General features: G+C 65.8%; 22 protein-coding genes. 14 read left to right on the top strand and 8 right to left on the bottom strand.

The window, feature by feature from the left end; translation table 11 throughout:
- Positions 1 to 68: 68 nt before the first annotated feature.
- Entirely contained in the window at positions 69 to 683 is a 615-nt protein-coding gene (gstA, locus tag QX041_RS13180) for a glutathione transferase GstA (RefSeq protein ID WP_315717932.1), read from the bottom strand.
- Between the two features lie 146 nt (positions 684 to 829).
- On the opposite strand from gstA, the gene QX041_RS13175 reads away from it, so the two are divergent.
- The 3 genes from QX041_RS13175 (at position 830) to QX041_RS13165 (ending at position 3,679) form a co-directional block, all read left to right on the top strand.
- A complete protein-coding gene (locus QX041_RS13175; RefSeq protein ID WP_315717931.1) occupies positions 830 to 1,318 on the top strand; it encodes a helix-turn-helix domain-containing protein in 489 nt (162 codons plus the stop codon).
- A gap of 96 nt (positions 1,319 to 1,414) precedes the next feature.
- On the top strand, positions 1,415 to 2,785 hold the full coding sequence (locus QX041_RS13170; RefSeq protein ID WP_316165580.1) for a glutamate--cysteine ligase: 1,371 nt from the start codon (positions 1,415 to 1,417) through the stop codon (positions 2,783 to 2,785).
- Positions 2,786 to 3,028: 243 nt separating this feature from the next.
- On the top strand, positions 3,029 to 3,679 hold the full coding sequence (locus tag QX041_RS13165) for a PAN domain-containing protein (RefSeq protein ID WP_315828023.1): 651 nt from the start codon (positions 3,029 to 3,031) through the stop codon (positions 3,677 to 3,679).
- 269 nt (positions 3,680 to 3,948) lie between these two features.
- Here QX041_RS13165 and QX041_RS13160 read toward each other — a convergent pair whose 3' ends face one another.
- The 4 genes from QX041_RS13160 to tldD all read right to left on the bottom strand — a co-directional run bounded on the left by QX041_RS13160 (position 3,949) and on the right by tldD (position 7,168).
- Positions 3,949 to 4,518 (bottom strand): nucleotidyltransferase family protein, encoded by a 570-nt coding sequence (locus QX041_RS13160; protein ID WP_316165810.1) that lies wholly within the window; start codon positions 4,516 to 4,518, stop codon positions 3,949 to 3,951.
- Between the two features lie 76 nt (positions 4,519 to 4,594).
- On the bottom strand, positions 4,595 to 4,933 hold the full coding sequence (locus QX041_RS13155) for an MmcQ/YjbR family DNA-binding protein (protein ID WP_316165579.1): 339 nt from the start codon (positions 4,931 to 4,933) through the stop codon (positions 4,595 to 4,597).
- A gap of 10 nt (positions 4,934 to 4,943) precedes the next feature.
- On the bottom strand, positions 4,944 to 5,732 hold the full coding sequence (lepB, locus tag QX041_RS13150) for a signal peptidase I (RefSeq protein ID WP_316204550.1): 789 nt from the start codon (positions 5,730 to 5,732) through the stop codon (positions 4,944 to 4,946).
- An 11-nt stretch (positions 5,733 to 5,743) separates the two neighbouring features.
- Positions 5,744 to 7,168, bottom strand: coding sequence for a metalloprotease TldD (tldD, locus tag QX041_RS13145; protein WP_315717927.1), 1,425 nt, complete (start codon positions 7,166 to 7,168; stop codon positions 5,744 to 5,746).
- Between the two features lie 84 nt (positions 7,169 to 7,252).
- Here tldD and QX041_RS13140 point away from each other — a divergent pair, with 84 nt between their 5' ends.
- The gene (locus tag QX041_RS13140) at positions 7,253 to 7,753 is read left to right on the top strand and encodes a GNAT family N-acetyltransferase (protein WP_315717960.1); all 501 of its coding nucleotides are present in this window, start codon (positions 7,253 to 7,255) and stop codon (positions 7,751 to 7,753) included.
- Between the two features lie 84 nt (positions 7,754 to 7,837).
- Here the strand turns inward: QX041_RS13140 and QX041_RS13135 are convergent, their stop codons facing one another.
- Complete coding sequence (locus QX041_RS13135) at positions 7,838 to 8,464, bottom strand: invasion associated locus B family protein (RefSeq protein ID WP_315827982.1); 627 nt, start codon at positions 8,462 to 8,464, stop codon at positions 7,838 to 7,840.
- A 481-nt stretch (positions 8,465 to 8,945) separates the two neighbouring features.
- On the opposite strand from QX041_RS13135, the gene coxB reads away from it, so the two are divergent.
- The 10 genes from coxB to QX041_RS13085 all read left to right on the top strand — a co-directional run bounded on the left by coxB (position 8,946) and on the right by QX041_RS13085 (position 16,775).
- Entirely contained in the window at positions 8,946 to 9,782 is an 837-nt protein-coding gene (gene coxB / locus QX041_RS13130) for a cytochrome c oxidase subunit II (RefSeq protein ID WP_315717925.1), read from the top strand.
- Between the two features lie 67 nt (positions 9,783 to 9,849).
- Positions 9,850 to 11,463 (top strand): cytochrome c oxidase subunit I, encoded by a 1,614-nt coding sequence (gene ctaD / locus QX041_RS13125; protein WP_315717924.1) that lies wholly within the window; start codon positions 9,850 to 9,852, stop codon positions 11,461 to 11,463.
- Between the two features lie 146 nt (positions 11,464 to 11,609).
- The gene (locus QX041_RS13120) at positions 11,610 to 12,548 is read left to right on the top strand and encodes a heme o synthase (protein ID WP_315751287.1); all 939 of its coding nucleotides are present in this window, start codon (positions 11,610 to 11,612) and stop codon (positions 12,546 to 12,548) included.
- A gap of 20 nt (positions 12,549 to 12,568) precedes the next feature.
- Positions 12,569 to 12,745 (top strand): CoxF protein, encoded by a 177-nt coding sequence (locus tag QX041_RS13115; RefSeq protein WP_315717922.1) that lies wholly within the window; start codon positions 12,569 to 12,571, stop codon positions 12,743 to 12,745.
- A gap of 7 nt (positions 12,746 to 12,752) precedes the next feature.
- Positions 12,753 to 13,412 carry a cytochrome c oxidase assembly protein gene (locus QX041_RS13110; RefSeq protein WP_409977986.1) on the top strand — a complete coding sequence of 220 codons (660 nt, stop codon included), beginning with the start codon at positions 12,753 to 12,755 and terminating at the stop codon, positions 13,410 to 13,412.
- Between the two features lie 87 nt (positions 13,413 to 13,499).
- Complete coding sequence (locus QX041_RS13105) at positions 13,500 to 14,357, top strand: cytochrome c oxidase subunit 3 (RefSeq protein WP_315751289.1); 858 nt, start codon at positions 13,500 to 13,502, stop codon at positions 14,355 to 14,357.
- A gap of 166 nt (positions 14,358 to 14,523) precedes the next feature.
- Complete coding sequence (locus QX041_RS13100; protein ID WP_315717920.1) at positions 14,524 to 14,913, top strand: DUF983 domain-containing protein; 390 nt, start codon at positions 14,524 to 14,526, stop codon at positions 14,911 to 14,913.
- A 205-nt stretch (positions 14,914 to 15,118) separates the two neighbouring features.
- Complete coding sequence (locus tag QX041_RS13095; protein ID WP_316165578.1) at positions 15,119 to 15,880, top strand: SURF1 family protein; 762 nt, start codon at positions 15,119 to 15,121, stop codon at positions 15,878 to 15,880.
- A gap of 84 nt (positions 15,881 to 15,964) precedes the next feature.
- The gene (locus tag QX041_RS13090; RefSeq protein ID WP_316165577.1) at positions 15,965 to 16,432 is read left to right on the top strand and encodes a MerR family transcriptional regulator; all 468 of its coding nucleotides are present in this window, start codon (positions 15,965 to 15,967) and stop codon (positions 16,430 to 16,432) included.
- Positions 16,371 to 16,775 carry a carboxymuconolactone decarboxylase family protein gene (locus QX041_RS13085; protein WP_315751295.1) on the top strand — a complete coding sequence of 135 codons (405 nt, stop codon included), beginning with the start codon at positions 16,371 to 16,373 and terminating at the stop codon, positions 16,773 to 16,775. Before QX041_RS13090 ends, QX041_RS13085 begins: the two co-directional genes overlap by 62 nt.
- Positions 16,776 to 16,800: 25 nt before the next feature.
- Here QX041_RS13085 and QX041_RS13080 read toward each other — a convergent pair whose 3' ends face one another.
- Positions 16,801 to 17,388, bottom strand: a complete 588-nt coding sequence (locus QX041_RS13080) for an NAD(P)H-dependent oxidoreductase (RefSeq protein WP_315828026.1) — start codon at positions 17,386 to 17,388, stop codon at positions 16,801 to 16,803.
- Positions 17,389 to 17,474: 86 nt separating this feature from the next.
- Positions 17,475 to 18,308 (bottom strand): PhzF family phenazine biosynthesis protein, encoded by an 834-nt coding sequence (locus QX041_RS13075; RefSeq protein ID WP_315827986.1) that lies wholly within the window; start codon positions 18,306 to 18,308, stop codon positions 17,475 to 17,477.
- Positions 18,309 to 19,449: the final 1,141 nt, after the last annotated feature.

Genomic DNA, 19,449 nt, shown 5'->3' with positions numbered 1-19,449 from the left:
CTCTCCCCCACAAGGGGGGAGAGAACACACTGCCCGAGAAGCAACAGCGAGTTCTTTCAAGATCTCGCTCACCCCGCCTTCATCAGCCCTTCCTTGGTCAGCGCCTCCTGCACTTTCGGCCGTGCGGCGACGCGGTTCTTGTAGGCCACGAGATTCGGCATCGCCGACAGGTCGAACTTCATCCGGTCCGCCCAGGTCAGGATGGTGAACAAATAGCCGTCGGCCACCGTGAATTGCTGGCCCATCAGGTAGTCGCGGCCGGCGAGCTGGCTGTCGATGTATTTGAACTTGCCCATCACGCGGTCCTTGAAGAACGCCTTGGCGTCGTCGGCGAGCACCGGTGAGAACATCGGGCCGAAATTCTTGTGCAGCTCGGAGGTGATGAAGTTCAGCCACTCCAGCAGCTTGTAGCGCTCGCCGCTGTCGCGCGCCGGGGCGAGGTTCTTGGTCGCCGCCTGGTCGGCGATCATCTGGACGATCACCGGGCCTTCGGTCACGATCTCCCCGCTCGGCAACCCCAGCGCCGGCACCTGGCCCTTCGGATTGATCTTCAGGTAATCGTCACCATTTTCCAGGGTCTTGGCGCGCAGATCGACCTTGACCAGGTCGTAGGGCAGGCCGGCTTCGAGCAGGGCGATATGGGGCGAGAGCGAGCAGGCGCCGGGTGAATAATAAAGCTTCATCTTGTATTCCCTCCGTGAGACCGTTTTGTCCTTGGAACCTATCGAGCGGTCGCACCCGCCCTTACATGCAGATGCATGGAATAGTCAAGATTGATGCAGCTGCATCGAATGCGCTAGACTGTGCATCCGAGGATACGAGCCGGCCCATGAAACGCAAACCATCGACCGAGGCGACCGCCGCCTGGATCCGCCTGATGCGGGTCCAGAGCCGGGTGCTGGACTGCGTCGAGCAGGAGCTGAAGAAGGCCGGTTTTCCGCCGCTCGCCTGGTATGATGCGCTGTTGGAGCTGTCCCGGGCGCCCGCGGGCGAGCTGCGCCCGGTCGAGCTGGAGCGGCAGATGCTGATCCCGCAATATTCCACCTCCCGGCTGATCGACCGGCTGGTCGACGAAGGTCTGGTCGTCCGGCGCGAATGCAAGATGGACAAGCGCGGCCAGTTCGTCGAGATCACCGAGGCCGGACGCGAGCTGCAGAAGCGGATGTGGTCGGCCTATTCGGCCGCGATCGAGAAGCATGTCGGCTCCAAGCTGTCGGATACCGACGCTGCCAAGCTTTGCATGCTGCTGGATCGCCTTGGCTGCTCCTGTGGTCAGGCCGCTCCGTTGGCGGCCGGAGAGGGCGCGGCGACCCGATGAAGCATCCGTTCCCATTCACATCCGCGGCCCCCTGGGGTCCGCGGCCCTTCCTGTCACCACGCGCGACCCTCGAAGCGCTTCTGAACCGAGACTCCCATGGCGCGTGACCAGATCGATATGACCCCGCTGCAGTCGCGCGACGAACTGGTGGCGTGGCTCGCGGCCGGCGTGAAGCCGCCGTCCGCCTTCCGCATCGGGACCGAGCACGAGAAGACGCCGTTCACGCTCGACGGTCATCGCCCCGTTCCCTACGAGGGCGCGCGCGGCATCGGCGCGCTGCTCGAAGGCATGAAGCTTCTGCTCGGCTGGGAGCCGATCATGGAGCGCGGCAACATCATCGGGCTCTATGACGTGACCGGCGGCGGCGCCATCTCGCTGGAGCCGGGCGGCCAGTTCGAGCTGTCCGGCGCGCCGGTCGAGACCGTGCACCAGACGCATGCGGAACTGATGGCGCATCTGGCGCAGGTCCGCGAGATCGCGACTCCGCTCGGCATCGGCTTTCTCGGCCTGGGCATGACGCCGTCCTGGTCGCGCGCCGAAATACCCCTAATGCCCAAGGGCCGTTACAAGATCATGACCAGCTACATGCCGAAGGTCGGCCGCTATGGCCTCGACATGATGTACCGGACCTGCACCGTGCAGACCAATCTCGACTTCTCTTCCGAAGCCGACATGGTCAAGAAGCTCAGGGTCTCGGTGGCGCTGCAGCCGATCGCGACCGCACTGTTCGCCAATTCGCCGTTCACCGAAGGCAAGCCGAACGGCTTCCTGTCGTTCCGCTCCGAGATCTGGCGCGACACGGACAATCAGCGCTCGGGCATGATCCCGTGGGCGTTCGAGGATGGCATGGGTTTCGAGCGCTGGGTGGACTACGCGCTCGATGTTCCCATGTATTTCGTGAAACGCGAGGAGACCTATATCGACGTCTCCGGCACTTCGTTCCGCGACTTCTTCGCAGGCAAGAACCCGGCGATGCCGGGCGAGCGTCCGACGCTGTCGGACTGGGCCAATCACCTCTCGACGATCTTCCCGGAGGTGCGCCTGAAGCGCTACCTGGAAATGCGCGGTGCCGACGGTGTGCCATGGGGCCGGCTGCCGGCGCTGCCGGCGTTCTGGGTCGGCCTGCTCTACGACGACGTCAGCCTCGACGCGGCGTGGGACCTGGTCAAGACCTGGTCCGCGTTCGAGCGCCAGAACCTGCGCGACGACGTGCCGCGCCTCGGCTTCAAGGCGCGTGTTCGCAACCGCTACGTGTTCGAGATCGCCAAGGAATGCCTGACCCTGGCGCATCTCGGTCTCCGCCGGCGCAGTCGCATCGACCATCTCGGCCGCGACGAGAGCCGCTTTCTCGAGCCGCTCGATCAGATCATCGATTGCGGCCGCTCGCCGGCCGAGGAGATGCTGGAGAAGTTCGACGGCCCGTGGGGCGGCTCGGTCGAGCCGGCCTACGACGAATATGCGTTCTGATCGGAACGGCCGAGCCTGCAGCCGTCGCAAGTTCGCTGCGTCGCCTGTTCCGCGTTGAGGCGGCACGGGTCCGCTGTTTTTTGTTGCGATTTGTGTCCCAGGTTCGATTCAGCGCCTGGGCGCCGCTGCTTTGCCTTCCGCAGCTCCCACCGGTCCGGGCCGTTCATCCGCCATACAGGTTCGTGGCGATCAAATGACTGCCTAAAAACTCGTAAGAAAACTCGAACATTAACAATGGGTCGGATGGTTCAGCGGCGGCGCGTGGGGCGCTTCATCGGGGCATGGCTGAGGGTACTGGCGTGCCTGTTCGCGGCTGCGTGCCTGACGCCGGCTTCAGCCCAGACCTATTCCGATCGTCCCGGCGGCGACTACATGAGCGCGCCGATCGCCTCCGGCGACCCGGCCGATTGCGCGCTGTTGTGCGAGCACGACCGGCGCTGCCGCGCCTGGAGCTTCAACTATCCGACCGTGATGGAAGCGGGCGCGGTGTGCTGGCTGAAGAACAGCGTGCCGGCGCGCGTGCCGGACAATTGCTGCGTTTCCGGCGTGCGCGGCGCGGGCGTCGTCGAGATCCGCAATGATGCGGTCGAGACGTCGATCGACCGTCCCGGCGGCGACTACCGCAGCTTCGACATCAAGACCACCGATCTGAAGGGCGGCGAGAAGGCCGAGAAGGCCGCTGACAAGGGCAGCGACAAGGCCGCGGACAAGAAGGAAGAGAAGGCCGCCGACGCCGAGGACATCTGCAAGGCCGCCTGCACCGGCGACAACAAATGCCGCGCCTGGACCTTTGCGCGGCCCGGCTACGCCGGCAAGGAAGCGCATTGCTTTCTGAAGAAGGAAATCAAGCCGCCGCGCCGGCGGGCGGGGTTCACGTCAGGCGTCGTGCGATAGCGCGGGGCGATGAGTCTCGCTCCTTCTTGTCGATCGTCAGAGCCACCGTTATTGCGAGCTCTCGCAATGATGCCAACTGAAGATGCGATGTCGAAGAAGCATCGTGCACCGGTGGCGCGCCAAACTCAGTCGTCATTCCGGGACGTGACGCGCAGCGGCACGGGCCCGGAATCCATAATCACGATGGTGGTTATGGATTCCGGGCTCGCGCTGCGCGCGCCCCGGAATGACGTATGAGAGAGGGGGCTCCCGATCCTGTCTGGTCGCGCTCAATCTGCCGCGGCTATCACTGTGATCTCAGGCCACAGCGCCTTCCAGCGGTCCGCCTTGGCCGTGTAGTTCGTCGCCGAGAAGTTGGCCGTGTAGTTCGGCCGCACGATCATCTGCGCGATGTCAGCGAGGCCCTTGGGCGCATAGAGCTCATATCCATCGGTAACGGGGCGGAGCCCGACCTGCGTGCTGACGGTGAGAAACCGGTCGATTCCATCGGTTGATCGCGACACGGCGGGGTAGGGCCGGCCGTGCTTGGTCGGATACCAGAGATGGACGCGGGCCTGGTTGCGCACCTCCACCTTGGCTTCGATGTCATGGAGGTAGGATGCGATGCGCCGGATGACGGCGTCCTCAGCATCCCACGACGTATCCGGATCGAAATAGAAGATGTCGTAGTCGTTGATGCCGTGATCGATCGGACGGCCGGTCCGCACGTTCCAGACGCTCTGAGTCAGGCAGCCGGCGACGACCCAGGCATCGGGCACGGCCGTTTCACGCAGCACGTGCATGATCGCGGTGTTGACGGGGTTGCGCAGCGCGGCTGCGATGAAATCGTCCTTGGTCATGATGGTCGAAGGCATCAGAACATGGGTGCCGTCGACACGTTCAATACACGAGATGGAGGACGGCGTGCAGCCCGTTTCAGCTGCGATCGAACACGGCGAGCGCCTTCTTCGAGGCCAATGCCCGCCACTGCCGGCGCAACAGCGGCTCTGCGTCGGCGCGCCTCGCCTTCGACAGGCGCAGCAGCACGATCGGATAGTCGCGGTAGTGATCGGTGACGTAGAACAGCTTCGGCCGGCTTTCCACCAGCATCGCGCGTTCGTCCGGCGGCACGCCCGGAAGGACGAGACTGTCCCCGTCCTCCTTCAGGCGCGCCAGCATCTCCTTGCGCACCTTCAGCGCGGGTGTCCCATAGGACGTGCCGGCCTCGACTTCCGGCCATGCCAGCGCAAGCGCCCTGACATCGTCGAAGGTCATCGGCGTTCGCTCAGCGCACCGCGGTGAAGAAGCGATCGAGCCGGAAGCCGGACAGCCAGGCCCAAACCGGCTGGTTCTTGAAGCCGAGGTCCCAGGAGCCGACCACGGCATCGGCGCGGCCGACGAGGTTGTCGATCGGCAGCAGGCCGACGCCGCCGTCGCGCAAGGCCACGCGGCTGTCGGCGGAGTTGTCTCTGTTATCGCCGAGCACGAACAGCTTGCCGGGCGGCACCGTCACCTCCGGCGTGTTGTCGAGCCGGCCGTTGTCGCGCATCTTGAAGATCAGGTGCGACACGCCATTCGGCAGCGTCTCGACGTAGCGATAGGCCGGCTCGTTGCGGCCGGTGTCGTCCTCGGCATCGCCGATGCCGTCGGGCTTGAGCGCCGCGGCCTGGCCGTTGATGTAGAGCTGGCCCTGGCGCATCTGGATGCGGTCGCCGGGCAGGCCGACGACGCGCTTGACCCAGGCCTGCGAGTTGTCGCCCGGCCAGCGGAACACGACGACGTCGCCGCGCTTCGGCGTCTCGCCGAACAGGCGTCCCGTCTCCGGCAGCGTGATCTGCATCGGCAGCGACGAGGTGCCGTAGCCATAGGGGAATTTCGACGCCAGCAGGGCGTCGCCGATCATCAGGGTCGGCTCCATCGAGCCCGACGGCACGTAGAACGGCTCGGCGATGGCGCCCTTGGCGACGAACACCACCATGACGACCGCGACGAGCTGCGCGAGCTGGCCGCCCCAGGTGCTTTCCTTGCGGACGCTGCCCGTGCGCGTCGCCTTGGTGGTCTTGTCCGTGGACATCTTCTCAAGGCTCATCGGCCCGTGCCTCCCACCGTAATGCGATCCATGCGAAGCGTCGGCTGACCGACGCCGACCGGCACGCCCTGGCCGTTCTTGCCGCAGGTGCCGATGCCGGTATCGAGCGACAGATCGTTGCCGATCATGCTGATGCGGTTCAAATCCGTCGGGCCGTTGCCGATCAGCATCGCGCCCTTCACCGGCGCACCGACCTTGCCGTTCTCGATCCTGTAGGCCTCGGTGCACTGGAAGACGTATTTGCCCGAGGTGATGTCGACCTGGCCGCCGCCGAAATTGACGGCATAGATGCCGTTCTTGACCGAGGCGATGATCTCGGCCGGATCGCGCTCGCCGGCCAGCATGTAGGTGTTGGTCATGCGCGGCATCGGCACGTGCGCGTAACCCTGACGGCGGCCGTTGCCGGTCGGCGCCATGTTCATCAGCCGCGCGTTCTGGCGGTCCTGCATGTAGCCGACCAGGATGCCGTCCTCGATCAGCACGGTCCGGCTGGTCGGCGTGCCCTCGTCGTCGATCGATAGCGAGCCGCGGCGCGAGGCCATGGTGCCGTCATCCACCACGGTGACGCCTTTGGCGGCGACCGGCTTGCCCATCAGCCCGGCGAAGGCCGAGGTCTTCTTGCGGTTGAAGTCACCCTCGAGGCCGTGACCGACGGCCTCGTGCAGCATCACGCCGGGCCAGCCGGCGCCGAGCACGACGTCCATCTCGCCGGCGGGAGCGGGGACCGATTCCAGATTGACCAGGGCCTCGCGCAGTGCGCCGTCGGCGGCCTCGCGCCACGCCTTGGTCTCGATGAAGCGGGCATAGGCCTCGCGGCCGCCATAACCCTTGCTGCCGGTCTCCTGGCGATCACCCTGGCCGGCGACCACCGAGACGTTCACGCGCACCAGCGGGCGGATGTCGCGATAGCTCTCGCCGTCGGGCCGCAGGATCTCCACGACCTGCCAGGTCGCGCCGAGGCTCACGGTCACCTGGCGCACGCGCGGATCCTTGTCGCGCAAGTAAGCGTCGATCTCGCCGAGCAGCTTGACCTTGCTTTCGAATCCGGGAGCGTCCAGCGGATTATCGTCGCCATAGAGCCGGACGTTGGTGTGCGGCGGCGGGCTCGCGAACGTGCCGGAATAGCCGCCGCGCACGGCGCTGACGGCATCGGCGGCGCGCATCAGCGCCGGCAGCGAGACGTCGGAGGAATGGGCATAGCCGACTGCATCGTCCTTCACCGCGCGCAGGCCGAATCCCTGGCTGGTGTCATAGGTCGCCTGCTTCAGCCGGCCATTGTCGAAGGTCAGCGCTTCGGTCTGGCTGTATTCGAAGAACAATTCGCCGTCATCGGCGCCGGCCAGGCCACGCGCGACCTCGCTCCGGACCGCATCACGGTCCAGATTGGCGCGTTCGAGCAGGGAAGTGGTGGGAGCAGTCATGGGTCAATCCGTTGTCGGAGCGTTCATTCCAAGATAGTTGTTTTGACGCCGGGGCGCGAGGGGCTGGATGATTACCGAACTGACATGGTTGAGATCGTTCCCATCACGTCCGCTCACATCGAGAGCTTCCACCGCACGCTCGATTACGTCGCGCGCGAACGGCGCTATCTGTCGTTCGTGCAGGCGCCGCCGCTGGAGTCGACGCGCGCCTTCATTCTGAACAACATCCACGAGGGATATCCGCAATTCGTTGCTCTCTCGGCCGGGGAGGTGGTCGGCTGGTGCGATGTGACGCCCAAATCGGGGCCAATCGATGCCCGGATCGGGGTGCTCGGCATGGGCCTAATGCCGCAGTTCCGGCACCAGGGCCTGGGCAGACGACTGATGGCGGCGGCGCTCGAGGCGGCGCGGGCGGCCGGCTTCTCGCGTGTCGAGCTCACGGTTTACCGCAGCAACACCAACGCCATCAGGCTGTACCAGAAGGCCGGATTCCTGCTCAAGGCGGTGCAGCCGCGGGAGCCCGGCGATGACGGGTTCGACAAGACCCTGCTGGTGATGGCGCTGGCGCTCGACGGGCGGCGCTGAGGCCGCGGGCGCGCATTCAGACGCGCGAACTCACGGCTCGATCACGGCATCGTGCTGCGAAGGGTCTGTCAATCGCGGCCGACGTCAGGGCAGCTTGTCGAAGCCTTCGGCGAGGCCGTTGAGGCTCAGCGGGAAGCCGATGCCTTCCTCCGGCGTCTCGAAGATGATGAAGGTCGCCGTCTTCGCCGTCTTGAGCTGGCCGAGCAGCTTGTCCTCCAGCACCACCTCGGCGACGCAGCCATTGGGCAGGCAACGCACGAAGCCGGCGCGGCCGACGTCCTGGTTGTCGAGCTTCAGGCCGAGGCCGGACGGCAGCAGCACGCCGAGCGGCGCCACCACGCGCATCAGCCGGCTCTTCTGGTCTGCGGTCTTCAGCATGATCACGGTGAGGCCGGCATTGGAACGGTCCTCGGCCACGACGCTCTGGATCAGCGCGCACTGCTCGCTCTGCGCGCCGGGCGGCGTGTCGCAGCGGATCTGCCAGTCGCCATGCACCGAGCGCACCGCGCCCTGCGCCAATGCGGCGTGCGGCAGGCCGATCACCGTCGCAGCGATCATCGCGACCGCGGTCGCCGCGGAGGTCATCGCGGCAACACGCGCGAGTCGCGCACGGACCGCGCTGAATCGGTACAAACGGCGCGAGTCATTCGCAGCTGGGGTCGACATGTCAGCTGTCCTGTCCGTTGAAACCCTGATCCGGGTCGGTGCCATGACAATTTCCTGTGGGTGATCTGCGCGTCCGACGCCATGATACGGCAATGATGGCGTCTTGAGGACAGCGTCACCGGCGTACGGCACGAAACGATACCAAATATGGCCGCACCCTGGTGGGCAGCTGCCGCTGCGCCTCGCCGAATCAGCCTCGCAAACGGCCGTGTCCCGTTTGCCTACATCGCGCCGCACGCCTGTCAAGCGCCCGTTGCCCGCGAAATCGCGGCATGCGGCAATCTCCCGGAAAATACGCTTGTCGCGACGAACAGCGCCGCGCGCGATATCCGGCGCAAGACTGCATTGCGATAGATCAAGAATTATGGTTTGAGAAGAAAGATTTCGTCATTCCAGTGAACTGGCCCAGGTGCTTTTCTATGCATCCGCCCGAAGGCCATTTGTCAGGAGAGCGGATCGAACGGCGCGCCGCTGCGTGAAGCGGGCGGTGCGCTGAGGGGGAAAGTTCTGAAGGGAGCGCGACGGCATGAAGATGTCGAGAGGCCAATTGAGCGCCTTGCTGGGGTTGGCTGTAACGGGCATGACGCTCGTGTCGGGTGGAGCGGCGTTTGCGGAAACGGGCCAGCCGGCGCCATGGGAAGTCAAGCTGCAGGAGGCTGCGACGCCGGTGATGGAGAACATCACCTGGTTCCACGGCCTGCTGCTGACGATCATCACCATCATCACGCTGTTCGTGCTGGCGCTGCTGGTCGCCGTGGTGGTCAAGTTCAACGCGCGCGCCAACCCGGTGCCGTCGCGGACGACGCACAACACGCTGATCGAGGTGGCTTGGACGCTGATCCCGGTGCTGATCCTGGTCATGATCGCGGTGCCGTCGTTCCGGCTGCTGTTCCTCGAGCTGGATGTGCCGAAGGCTGATATGACCATCAAGGCCACCGGCAAGCAGTGGTACTGGAGCTACGCCTATCCCGATAACGGCAAGTTCGAGTTCGACTCGCTGCTGGCGCAGGACAAGCAGCCGCGGCTGCTCGCCGTCGACAACGAGATGGTCGTGCCGGTCAACAAGGTGATTCGCGTCCAGACCACCGGCGCCGACGTGATCCACTCCTGGGCGATCCCGTCGTTCGGCGTCAAGATCGACGCCATTCCCGGCCGCCTCAACGAGACCTGGTTCAAGGCGACCAAGGTCGGCATGTATTACGGCCAGTGCTCGGAGCTGTGCGGCAAGGACCACGCCTACATGCCGATCGCGGTGCGCGTCGTGAGCGACCAGGAATTCACCGCCTGGGTCGAGGACGCCAAGAAGAAGTACGCCAGCGCGCCCACGAGCACCTATGCGTCGGCTGCGGGCGTGTCGCAGTAGCCGAGCGGGATGAACGCTGAGATTGAGGGCCGCCTTGGCGGTCCACGGGGACACTGAGGATTGGACAATGGCGACGAACGCGACGACCCTGACCGGCCATGACGATCACGCGCACGACCATCCGACCGGATGGCGGCGCTGGATCTATTCGACCAACCACAAAGACATCGGCACGATGTATCTGATCTTCGCGGTGTGCGCCGGCATCATCGGCCTCGCCATGTCGGTCGCGATCCGCATCGAGCTGATGTATCCGGGTGTGCAGCTGTTCCACGAGAACCACACCTACAACGTGTTCGTGACCTCGCACGGCCTGATCATGATCTTCTTCATGGTCATGCCGGCGATGATCGGCGGCTTCGGCAACTGGATGGTGCCGCTGATGATCGGCGCGCCGGACATGGCGTTCCCGCGCATGAACAACATCTCGTTCTGGCTGCTGCCCGCCTCGTTCGCGCTGCTTTTGACCTCGACCTTCGTCGAGGGCGAGCCCGGCGCCAACGGCGTCGGCGCCGGCTGGACGATGTATGTGCCGCTGTCGACCTCGGGCCATCCCGGACCGGCGGTGGATTTCGCGATCCTGTCGCTGCACCTTGCCGGTGCGTCGTCGATCCTCGGGTCGATCAACTTCATCACCACCATCTTCAACATGCGCGCGCCGGGCATGACCCTGCACAAGATGCCGCTGTTCGTGTGGTCGATCCTGGTGACGGTGTTCCTGCTGCTGCTGTCGCTGCCGGTGCTCGCCGGCGCCATCACGATGATGCTGACCGACCGCAATTTCGGCACCACCTTCTTCGATCCGGCCGGCGGCGGTGACCCGGTGCTGTTCCAGCACCTGTTCTGGTTCTTCGGCCATCCGGAAGTGTATATCCTGATCCTGCCCGGCTTCGGCATGATCAGCCAGATCGTGTCGACCTTCTCGCGCAAGCCGGTGTTCGGCTATCTCGGCATGGCCTACGCCATGGTCGCGATCGGCGGCATCGGCTTCGTGGTGTGGGCGCACCACATGTACACCGTCGGCATGTCCTCGGCGACGCAGGCCTATTTCGTCGCCGCCACCATGGTGATCGCGGTGCCGACCGGCGTGAAGATCTTCTCCTGGATCGCCACGATGTGGGGCGGCTCGATCGAGTTCCGCGCGCCGATGCTGTGGGCCGTGGGCTTCATCTTCCTGTTCACGGTCGGCGGCGTCACCGGCGTCGTGCTGGCGAACGCCGGCGTCGACCGTGTGCTGCAGGACACCTACTACGTCGTCGCGCACTTCCACTACGTGCTGTCGCTCGGCGCCGTGTTCGCCATCTTCGCCGGCTGGTACTACTGGTTCCCGAAGATGTTCGGCTACATGTACAATGAGACGATCGCGAAGGCGCACTTCTGGGTCACCTTCGTCGGCGTCAACCTGGTGTTCTTCCCGCAGCACTTCCTCGGCCTGTCGGGCATGCCGCGCCGCTACATCGACTATCCCGATGCCTATGCGGGCTGGAACCTGGTCTCGTCGATCGGCTCCTACATCTCGGCCTTCGGCGTCCTGATCTTCATCTATGGGGTGGTCGACGCCTTCATGCGCAAGCAGCAGGCCGCGAACAATCCGTGGGGACCGGGTGCGACGACGCTGGAATGGACCCTGTCCTCACCGCCGCCGTTCCACCAGTTCGAGGTGCTGCCGAAGGTGCAGTGAACCTGATCTCTCCGACGCGGCGCCATCCGGCGCCGCGTCGATCTCTGCCGGTGGCGCGCCTGGTGCCGCGCCGGAAGCGCGGTTCTGGCACTCCCTGTCCCAGAACCTTTTGAATTGAAGTCTGTGAATTGAAGTCTGGATTCGCCGTGTCGGTCATCGATCAGAACGCCATTGCCGTCGGCCCGCGGATTTCCGAGGCCGATGTCGGCGATTATCTCGCGCTGCTGAAGCCGCGGGTGATGTCGCTCGTGATCTTCACGGCGCTGATCGGCCTGCTGATCGCTCCGGGCCATTTCCACCCGGTGCTCGCCATCACCTCACTGCTGTGCATCGCGGTCGGGGCCGGCGCCTCCGGCGCGCTCAATATGGCGCTGGAAGGCGACATCGACTCGCTGATGTCGCGCACCGCCAACCGCCCGATTCCGCGCGGCCGCGTCACCCGCCAGGAGGCGCTCGCCTTCGGCATCACGCTGTCGTTCTTCTCGGTGCTAACGCTCGGCATCCTCGTCAACTGGTTCGCCGGTGCGCTGCTCGCCTTCACCATCTTCTTCTACGTCGTCATCTACACGCTGTGGCTGAAGCGCTGGACTGCGCAGAACATCGTCATCGGCGGCGCCGCCGGCGCCTTGCCGCCGGTGGTCGCCTGGGTGTCCGCCACCGGCTCGATCGCGCCGGAGCCGCTCTGGCTGTTCCTGATCATCTTCTTCTGGACCCCGCCGCATTTCTGGGCGCTGGCGCTGTTCCGCAGCGATGACTACGCCCGCGCCGGCGTGCCGATGCTGCCGGTGGTCGCCGGCCCCGATGCGACCCGGCTGCAGATCCTGCTCTACACCATCGTCCTGGTGGCGATCGCCGCCGCGCCGTGGCCGCTCGGCTATTTCGATGCCGTCTACGGTGTCGTCTCGCTGGCGCTCGGCACGGGCATGCTGTGGCTCGCGGTCGAGGTGTTCCGCAAGCGCGAGCGCAGCGCCTCGCTACGCGCCAACCGCAAGCTGTTCGCCTTCTCGATCCTTTATCTGTTCGTGCTGTTCGCTACGCTCGGACTCGAAGCGGTCGCGCGCATGATCGCGCCGCTGATCTGGTAAGAGGCGCGAGACTGGAAAACATGGCGACCACGATGGCAGATCCGAACGAGCAAGAGGGCATCGTCCTCACCGAAGCGCAGCTGCGCAGCCGCCGTCGCCGCTCGATCGCGATTGCGCTCGCGCTCGGCGTGCTGGTGGTGCTGTTCTTCGCGGTGACCATGGTGAAGGGTCCCGCGGTGCTGAATCGGCCGATGTAGAGACGTGATGCAGGACGGGACGAAGCAGACCGCGATGGAGACAACCGACCAGATCGTTCCGGCGACCGCGCCGGCCGCGCCGCGCCGCGGCCTCAGCCGCGATGCGCTGGTCGGCGGCATCTGCGGCGCCGTCGTGGTGCTGATGGTCGGCGCGTCCTATGCCGCCGTGCCGTTCTACAACTGGTTCTGCCGCGCCACCGGCTTCAACGGCACCACGCAGGTGGCGACATCAGCGCCATCCTCGGCGCCGCTGGCGCGCCGGATCTCCGTGCGCTTCGACTCCAATGTCGCCGGCGGTTTGCCCTGGAAGTTTGAGCCGGAGAAAACCGAGATCGAGGTCGCGATCGGCGAGGTGGTCACGGTCTACTACACGGTCACCAACCAGTCGGCGCGCACCACCATGGCGCAGGCGGCCTACAATGTGTCGCCGCTGACATCGGGCGCCTACTTCCAGAAGATCAACTGCTTCTGCTTTACCGAGCAGACCATGGCGCCGGGCGAGACCCGCGAGATGCCGGTGGTGTTCTACGTCGACCCGGCGATAACAGCCGATCACGAGAACGACAGTTTGAAGACGATCACGCTGTCTTACACCTTCTATCCCGTCCGCGACGCACCGAAGCCGGTCGCTGCGGGCGAGCCGGACAAACCGCGGGGCAGCCTATGACCGCGCGGACGTCCGATATTCGGGGACCATCGCTGTTGAACGACACCGTGCCGGCGCGACCGGCATCGATCTGGGGAGAGACTTGCCATGGCTGAGGCGCACGCCAAGCATCACGACTACCATCTCGTCGATCCGAGCCCTTGGCCGTTCGTCGGCTCGGTTTCGGCCTTCATCATGGCGTTCGGTGCGATCGGCTGGATGCACAAGATGTTCGGCGCCGCGCCGATCGTGTTCGGCATCGGCACCATCGGCGTGCTCTACACCATGGCGAGCTGGTGGGGCGACGTCATCAAGGAAGCGCAATACAAGGGCGACCACACCCGCGTGGTGCAGCTCCATCACCGCTACGGCATGATCCTGTTCATCGCCTCCGAGGTGATGTTCTTCGTCGCCTGGTTCTGGGCCTATTTCAATGCCGCGCTGTATCCGAACTTCGAGGTGCAGGCCACCCGCGAGGCCCTGTTCGGCGGCGTCTGGCCGCCCAAGGGCATCGAGACCTTCGATCCCTGGCACCTGCCGCTGCTCAACACGCTGATCCTGCTGACCTCGGGCACCACGGTGACCTGGGCGCACCACGCGCTGCTCGAGGGCGACCGCAAGGGCCTGAAATATGGCCTGATCCTCACCATCCTCCTGGGTGCCACCTTCACCTGCGTGCAGGCCTATGAGTACAGCCACGCAACGTTCTCGTTCGCCGGCCACGTCTACGGCTCGACCTTCTTCATGGCGACCGGCTTCCACGGCTTCCACGTCCTGGTCGGCACGATCTTCCTGACCGTCTGCCTGGCGCGCGCCTATGCCGGCCACTTCACGCCCAAGCAGCATCTCGGCTTCGAGTTCGCCGCCTGGTACTGGCACTTCGTCGACGTGGTCTGGCTGTTCCTGTTCATCTGCATCTACGTCTGGGGCCACGGCGCCGAGGCGATGGCCCACGGCGCGCACTGAAGCCGGCGCGCACCGGTTCCGTCGAACGTGCTAAGAAGGGGCGGCCGTCGGGCCGCCCTTTCTCGTTGCAGCGGCGCCCGGCGGTTGATCGAAATGTGATCCGCTCTCGTCGCCTCCGGCTGTATCACCATGAGGCGTCGCGCGGCCGCCTAGGGGGCAAGACACCATGACCACCCATCCGCCCGTCACTTTGGCCCAGACCGTCCTGCGCGGGCTCGCCTGCCGCTGCCCGCGCTGTGGCCAGGGCAAGCTGTTCGACGGCTTCCTCAACCTGCGCAAGCGCTGCGAAGCCTGCGATCTCGACTACGCCTTCATCGACACCGGCGACGGTCCGGCGATCTTCATCATGATGCTCGCCGGCGCCATCGTGGTCGGCGCCGCGCTGATCGTCGAGGTGAAGTATCAGCCGCCGTTCTGGGTCCATGCCGCGCTCTGGGGACCGCTGATCCTGGTGACGACGCTGCTGCCGTTGCGCGCGATGAAGTCGCTGCTCATCGCCCTGCAATTCCACCACAAGGCCGCCCCCGGCCGCCTGGTGGACAAGACGCCGCGATGAGCTGGCGCCTGCGCGTGCGAGTCGCACATCTGAGCGGCGCCGAAGGTGTGCTCCCTCCCCCCTTGTGGGGGAGGGCCGGGGAGGGGGGTAGCCCCAGCGGCAGTCTTTGTTGGGCCACCCCCACCCCCAACCCCTCCCCGCAAGGGGGAGGGGAGCGCACCGTTCGCTCCGGCAAAGCGTTCACCTCGCCGCGGACATCTCCGCAATGACGAGTGCTTCCAGCCGCAAAACGTCCTCCCGCGCCTTCGCCGCCTTCACCGTCGTCATGGTCGCGCTGTTCGCAGGCCTCGGCATCTGGCAATTGCAGCGCCGTGCGGAAAAGCACGCGCTGATCGCAGCGCTCACCGATCGCGTTGCTGCTGCGCCCGAACCGCTGCCGCCACAGACGGAATGGCGCATGCTGACGCCGGAGCGCGACGAATTTCGCCGTGTCAGCTTCACTGCCACCTACACCAGACTGCCGGACGCAATGGTCTACAGCGCCGGCTCCGCCGTGCGCGAGGACGTCTCCGGGCCGGGCACCTGGGCGTTCCTCCCTGCGCGCTTGCCGTCCGGCGAGACCGTCGTGATCGACGCCGGCTTCGTCGCCAACACGATGCAGGAACGCGCGGTGCAGGACCGCGCCACCGCCAAGCTCGTCACCGGCGAGCCCGTGACCCTGACCGGCTATCTGCGCTTTCCCGAGGCTGCCGGTTTGCTCACCGCGGCCGAGAGCCGCGAAAAGCGGCTGTGGTTCACGCGCGACCATCGCGCGATGGCCAAGACGCTCGGCTGGGGCGAGGTCGCGCCGTTCTACATCGATCTGGAATCGCCGGTGCCCGACAATGGCATTCCCAAGCCCGGCCCGCTGTCGCCGCATCTGCGCGACGAGCACATGCAATACGCGATCACGTGGTTCTCTCTGGCCGCCGCGTTGATCGTCGCGTTCGCGGTGTGGGCGCGGGGTCGGCGCGCAGCGAACCGATGAGCCCGTAGCCCGCGAAACGTCGCTTGACTTAGAGCGCACTCGAACCCGTAGCCTGCGTGGCGTCGTGAATGGAGATAGGGGCGCATGAAGATCGGCGAGCTGGCCAGGCAGTCGGGGCTGACGCCCCATACGATCCGCTACTACGAGCGGATCGGGCTGCTGCCCAGGGCCGATCGCGATCATGCCCGCCAGCGGGACTACGACGCATCGATCCTGACCTGGATCGAATTCCTCGGCCGGATGAAGGCCACGGGAATGCCGATCCGGGACATGCTGCGCTACGCCGAGCTGCGTGCGGGCGGCGCTGCCACGGAGCCGGAACGACGCCGGCTCCTGGAGCGGCATCGCGACGCGGTCCGGGCGCGCGTCGCCAGCCTGCAGGACTGCCTTCTCGTTCTCGACGGCAAGATCGCCGGCTATGCCGGCAGCAGCGAGAGGACGAACGATGATGACGCGATCCACGCCCAACCAGGCCACGACGACGAGCCCGATGCCATCCAGCGCCAACAACGATCAGGATCGGCTGGCGCGCGGCCGGCGCGCGCTCGATAGCATCGACGGCGAGGCCGGCCGCAATGTGATCGCGGCGCTCGCCGACATCGCGCCGGATTTCGCGACCTACGTGATCGAGTTTCCGTTCGGCGACATCTATTCGCGCCCCGGCCTCGATCTGCGCAGCCGCGAGATCGCGACCATCGCAGCGCTGACCGCGCTCGGCAATGCCAGCCCGCAGCTCAAGGTGCACCTCCATGCGGGCCTCAATGTCGGCCTCAGCCGGGCGGAAATCACCGAGGTGATCATGCAGATGGCGGTCTATGCCGGCTTTCCCGCCGCGCTCAATGGATTGTTCGCGGCCAAGGCGGTGTTCGCGGAAGCGGACGCGAAGCCCGCATGAATTCGGGCGCCCGCGGTGAGCACAGTCATGACGATGGCTGTGTGTTCTCATCGCCTGCGGACGCGGCCAAGGCCAGTGCGGCGATCGCATCCGCGATGGCCGCACGCATGTCGGGGGCCGCGATGCGACCATCTGCGGTCATTGCCGTCGGCGGCACCGGTACGGCGACGCAAGCCTCATCGACGATCGTCGCGCCCGCGCGCTCCAGCACCCTGCGCAGGTCGGCATGGGCGTCGTGCGCGCCACCATGGGCCGAGCAGTTGATCCAGCCGATCGGCCGTCGATAGAGGCTGCCGGCACTGACGGTCCAATCGATCATGTTCTTGAAGCTGCCCGGCAGCGAGCCCGCATATTCCGGGGTCGACAGCATGACGGCGCGGGCGTCGCCGAGCAGCTTGCGCAAGCGAATGACCGGCTCGGGCAAGGGATCGCAATCGTGGTCGGGATTGAAGTGCGGCAGCTCGCTCAGCCCGACGTAGATCGCCGGCGTGACATCCGCTGGCGCCAGCTCGGCCGCGGCGACGATCGCTGCACGGCAGGCCGAGCGGGCGCGCAGGCTGCCGCTGATCAGAACGATGAGCGATGTGTCCTGCTGCATCTCGGTCGACATCATCACGGCGTGCTCCGCTGGCGAACGAAGCGCTCGTTCTTGCAGCCCGCGCACTATGGCAGCCAAGCGCCCCGGGATTTCAAATCAAATCACGCGTGGATCAACCGGGCTCGCCCGGACACCCGGACCGGCGCGCCCGGAGGGCCGTCGAGATCGACCTGCAGGCAGCAGGGCACGCCCATGTCCTCGCCCTGGCGGATCACGATCGGCCGCTCGGTCGCCCAGGCGAGCTCGCGCAGATAGCCGGCAAGCGCCGCGGCCGCCGCGCCCGTCGCCGGGTCCTCGTAGACGCCGCCGAACGGAAACGGATTGCGGGCGTGAATGAGCTGCGGCGTCTCGACATGGACGATGGTGAAGGTGCAGAAGCGCTCACGCTGTGCCAGCACCTGGCCTCGAGCGAAGTCGTAGCTGATGGCAGCCAGGCGGCTGCGGTCGCGCAGGGCAATCACTGGATGATCCATGCCGGCGTGAGCGATCACCGGCGGGATCCGCTCGTCGAGTTCGTCTTGCGACAGCCCGAACAGCGCCAGGATCTTGTCGAGCGCCGCAGATGGCAGGGCCCGGGTCAGCGTCGGCGGCGATCGAAACGCCGCGCTCCAGTCGGTCGCCGAATGATGCCCGTCGACAGTGATTTCGGCATGGTTGAGCGTCAGTGCGAACGTGCCGGAGCGCTCGTGCCTCGCCAGCGCCGCGCCGAGCGCAATCGTCGCGTGGCCGCAGAAATCCACCTCGGCCTGCGGCGCGAAATAGCGCACCCGCCATTTGTCGCCGATGGGCGCCGCGAACGCCGTCTCCGAATAGCCGATCTCCGCCGCCGTCGCCTGCATGGTGGCGGCCTCGGGCAGCGCCTCGCAGATGACGACCCCGGCCGGATTGCCGCCGCGTGGGCCGTCGGTGAAGGCTGCGATGTGCTGGATGATCATGGAGGTCTCGCGCTCGATCTCTGTGTTGGCGATGCTAGGCTTTCAGCGCTCGCAAGTGAAGATGTACAAGACGTGACTCCACGCACCGCTGTCGTCCCTGCGAACGCAGGGACCCCGGCATGTCGCTGCGCTCATGCGGGCTACTGAACAGCGCCCCCAAAACTCCGCTGTCGTCCCTGGTCGGCATCCGTCGATGCATGCGCGTCGTCGGGCTTCCACGGGACGACACCGGGAGTGAAGCTGCTCTGCGGTCTGCATTGCGGAGCAGCGCCTGCCGCACTCGTCTGAGTCGCCCGACGGGCGACAGGATCTAGGCCCGAGCGCACCGCGAACTAATACGCCTGGCTGCTCCGAAACTTTCTTTTGGCGAGCAGGTCCAACGCCATCAGCCAATCCAGTCCAGTCTGCGCGAAAATTCCTCTTTCATATTTTCCGAAATCGTGGTTGTCTTTGTCTATCCCGCCTCGTTGCGAGGGGCGTACGCGTCGTCACGGACGTGAGGTGGGGTGCGATGGACGGGTCGGCTGCAACTGACGAGTGCGGCCGGCACGGACGGTGAAGTCGCGTGGTCCTGATACCCCGACGCTGGTATCAAGTTGGCGCTGGTGCCCATGCATCGCGTCGATGACGGTGGCCAAAAAGCCCGGTGCACCGAGGAGATCGCGTATAAGTCGTAAGCCATCGCGCAGGGAAGGCCGGGTCGCTCTGGCTGAACCTGTGGTTCCTGCCCCGTGCATTCTTGTTCGCACGGGGGCCGCGGGTGCCAGCCGGCATCCGGTCTTCCCTGCGCCCTCCGATTCGGAGGGAGGTATGCTTGCAAAGCTCGGGCGCTCATCGCGCCGCGAGAACGCTTCTCCACGCACCGCCGTCATTCCGGGGCGCCCGCAGGGCGAGCCGGAATCCATACTCCCGGTCGTGGTTATGGATTCCGGGCTCGCGCTCCGCGCGCCCCGGAATGACGAGGTGGAGAGATCGTGCCGATATCCCATGGTTCGTTCGCGTGCTCGAAGTGCCCGGCCGGAAGCCGCAGGCACCGCCGTCATCCCCGCGCAGTCGGGGATCCGGGACGCCGCGGCGGTGCGGTCGACCGCGGCCGCCGCGGCGTACGGGATCGCCCGGTTGAACCGGGCGATGAAAGCGG

The organism is Bradyrhizobium sp. SZCCHNRI2009 (assembly GCF_032485115.1).
GTDB lineage: Bacteria > Pseudomonadota > Alphaproteobacteria > Rhizobiales > Xanthobacteraceae > Bradyrhizobium.
Note: the sequence above shows the minus strand (reverse complement) of the source record. Positions and strands in the feature narration are given on the sequence as shown.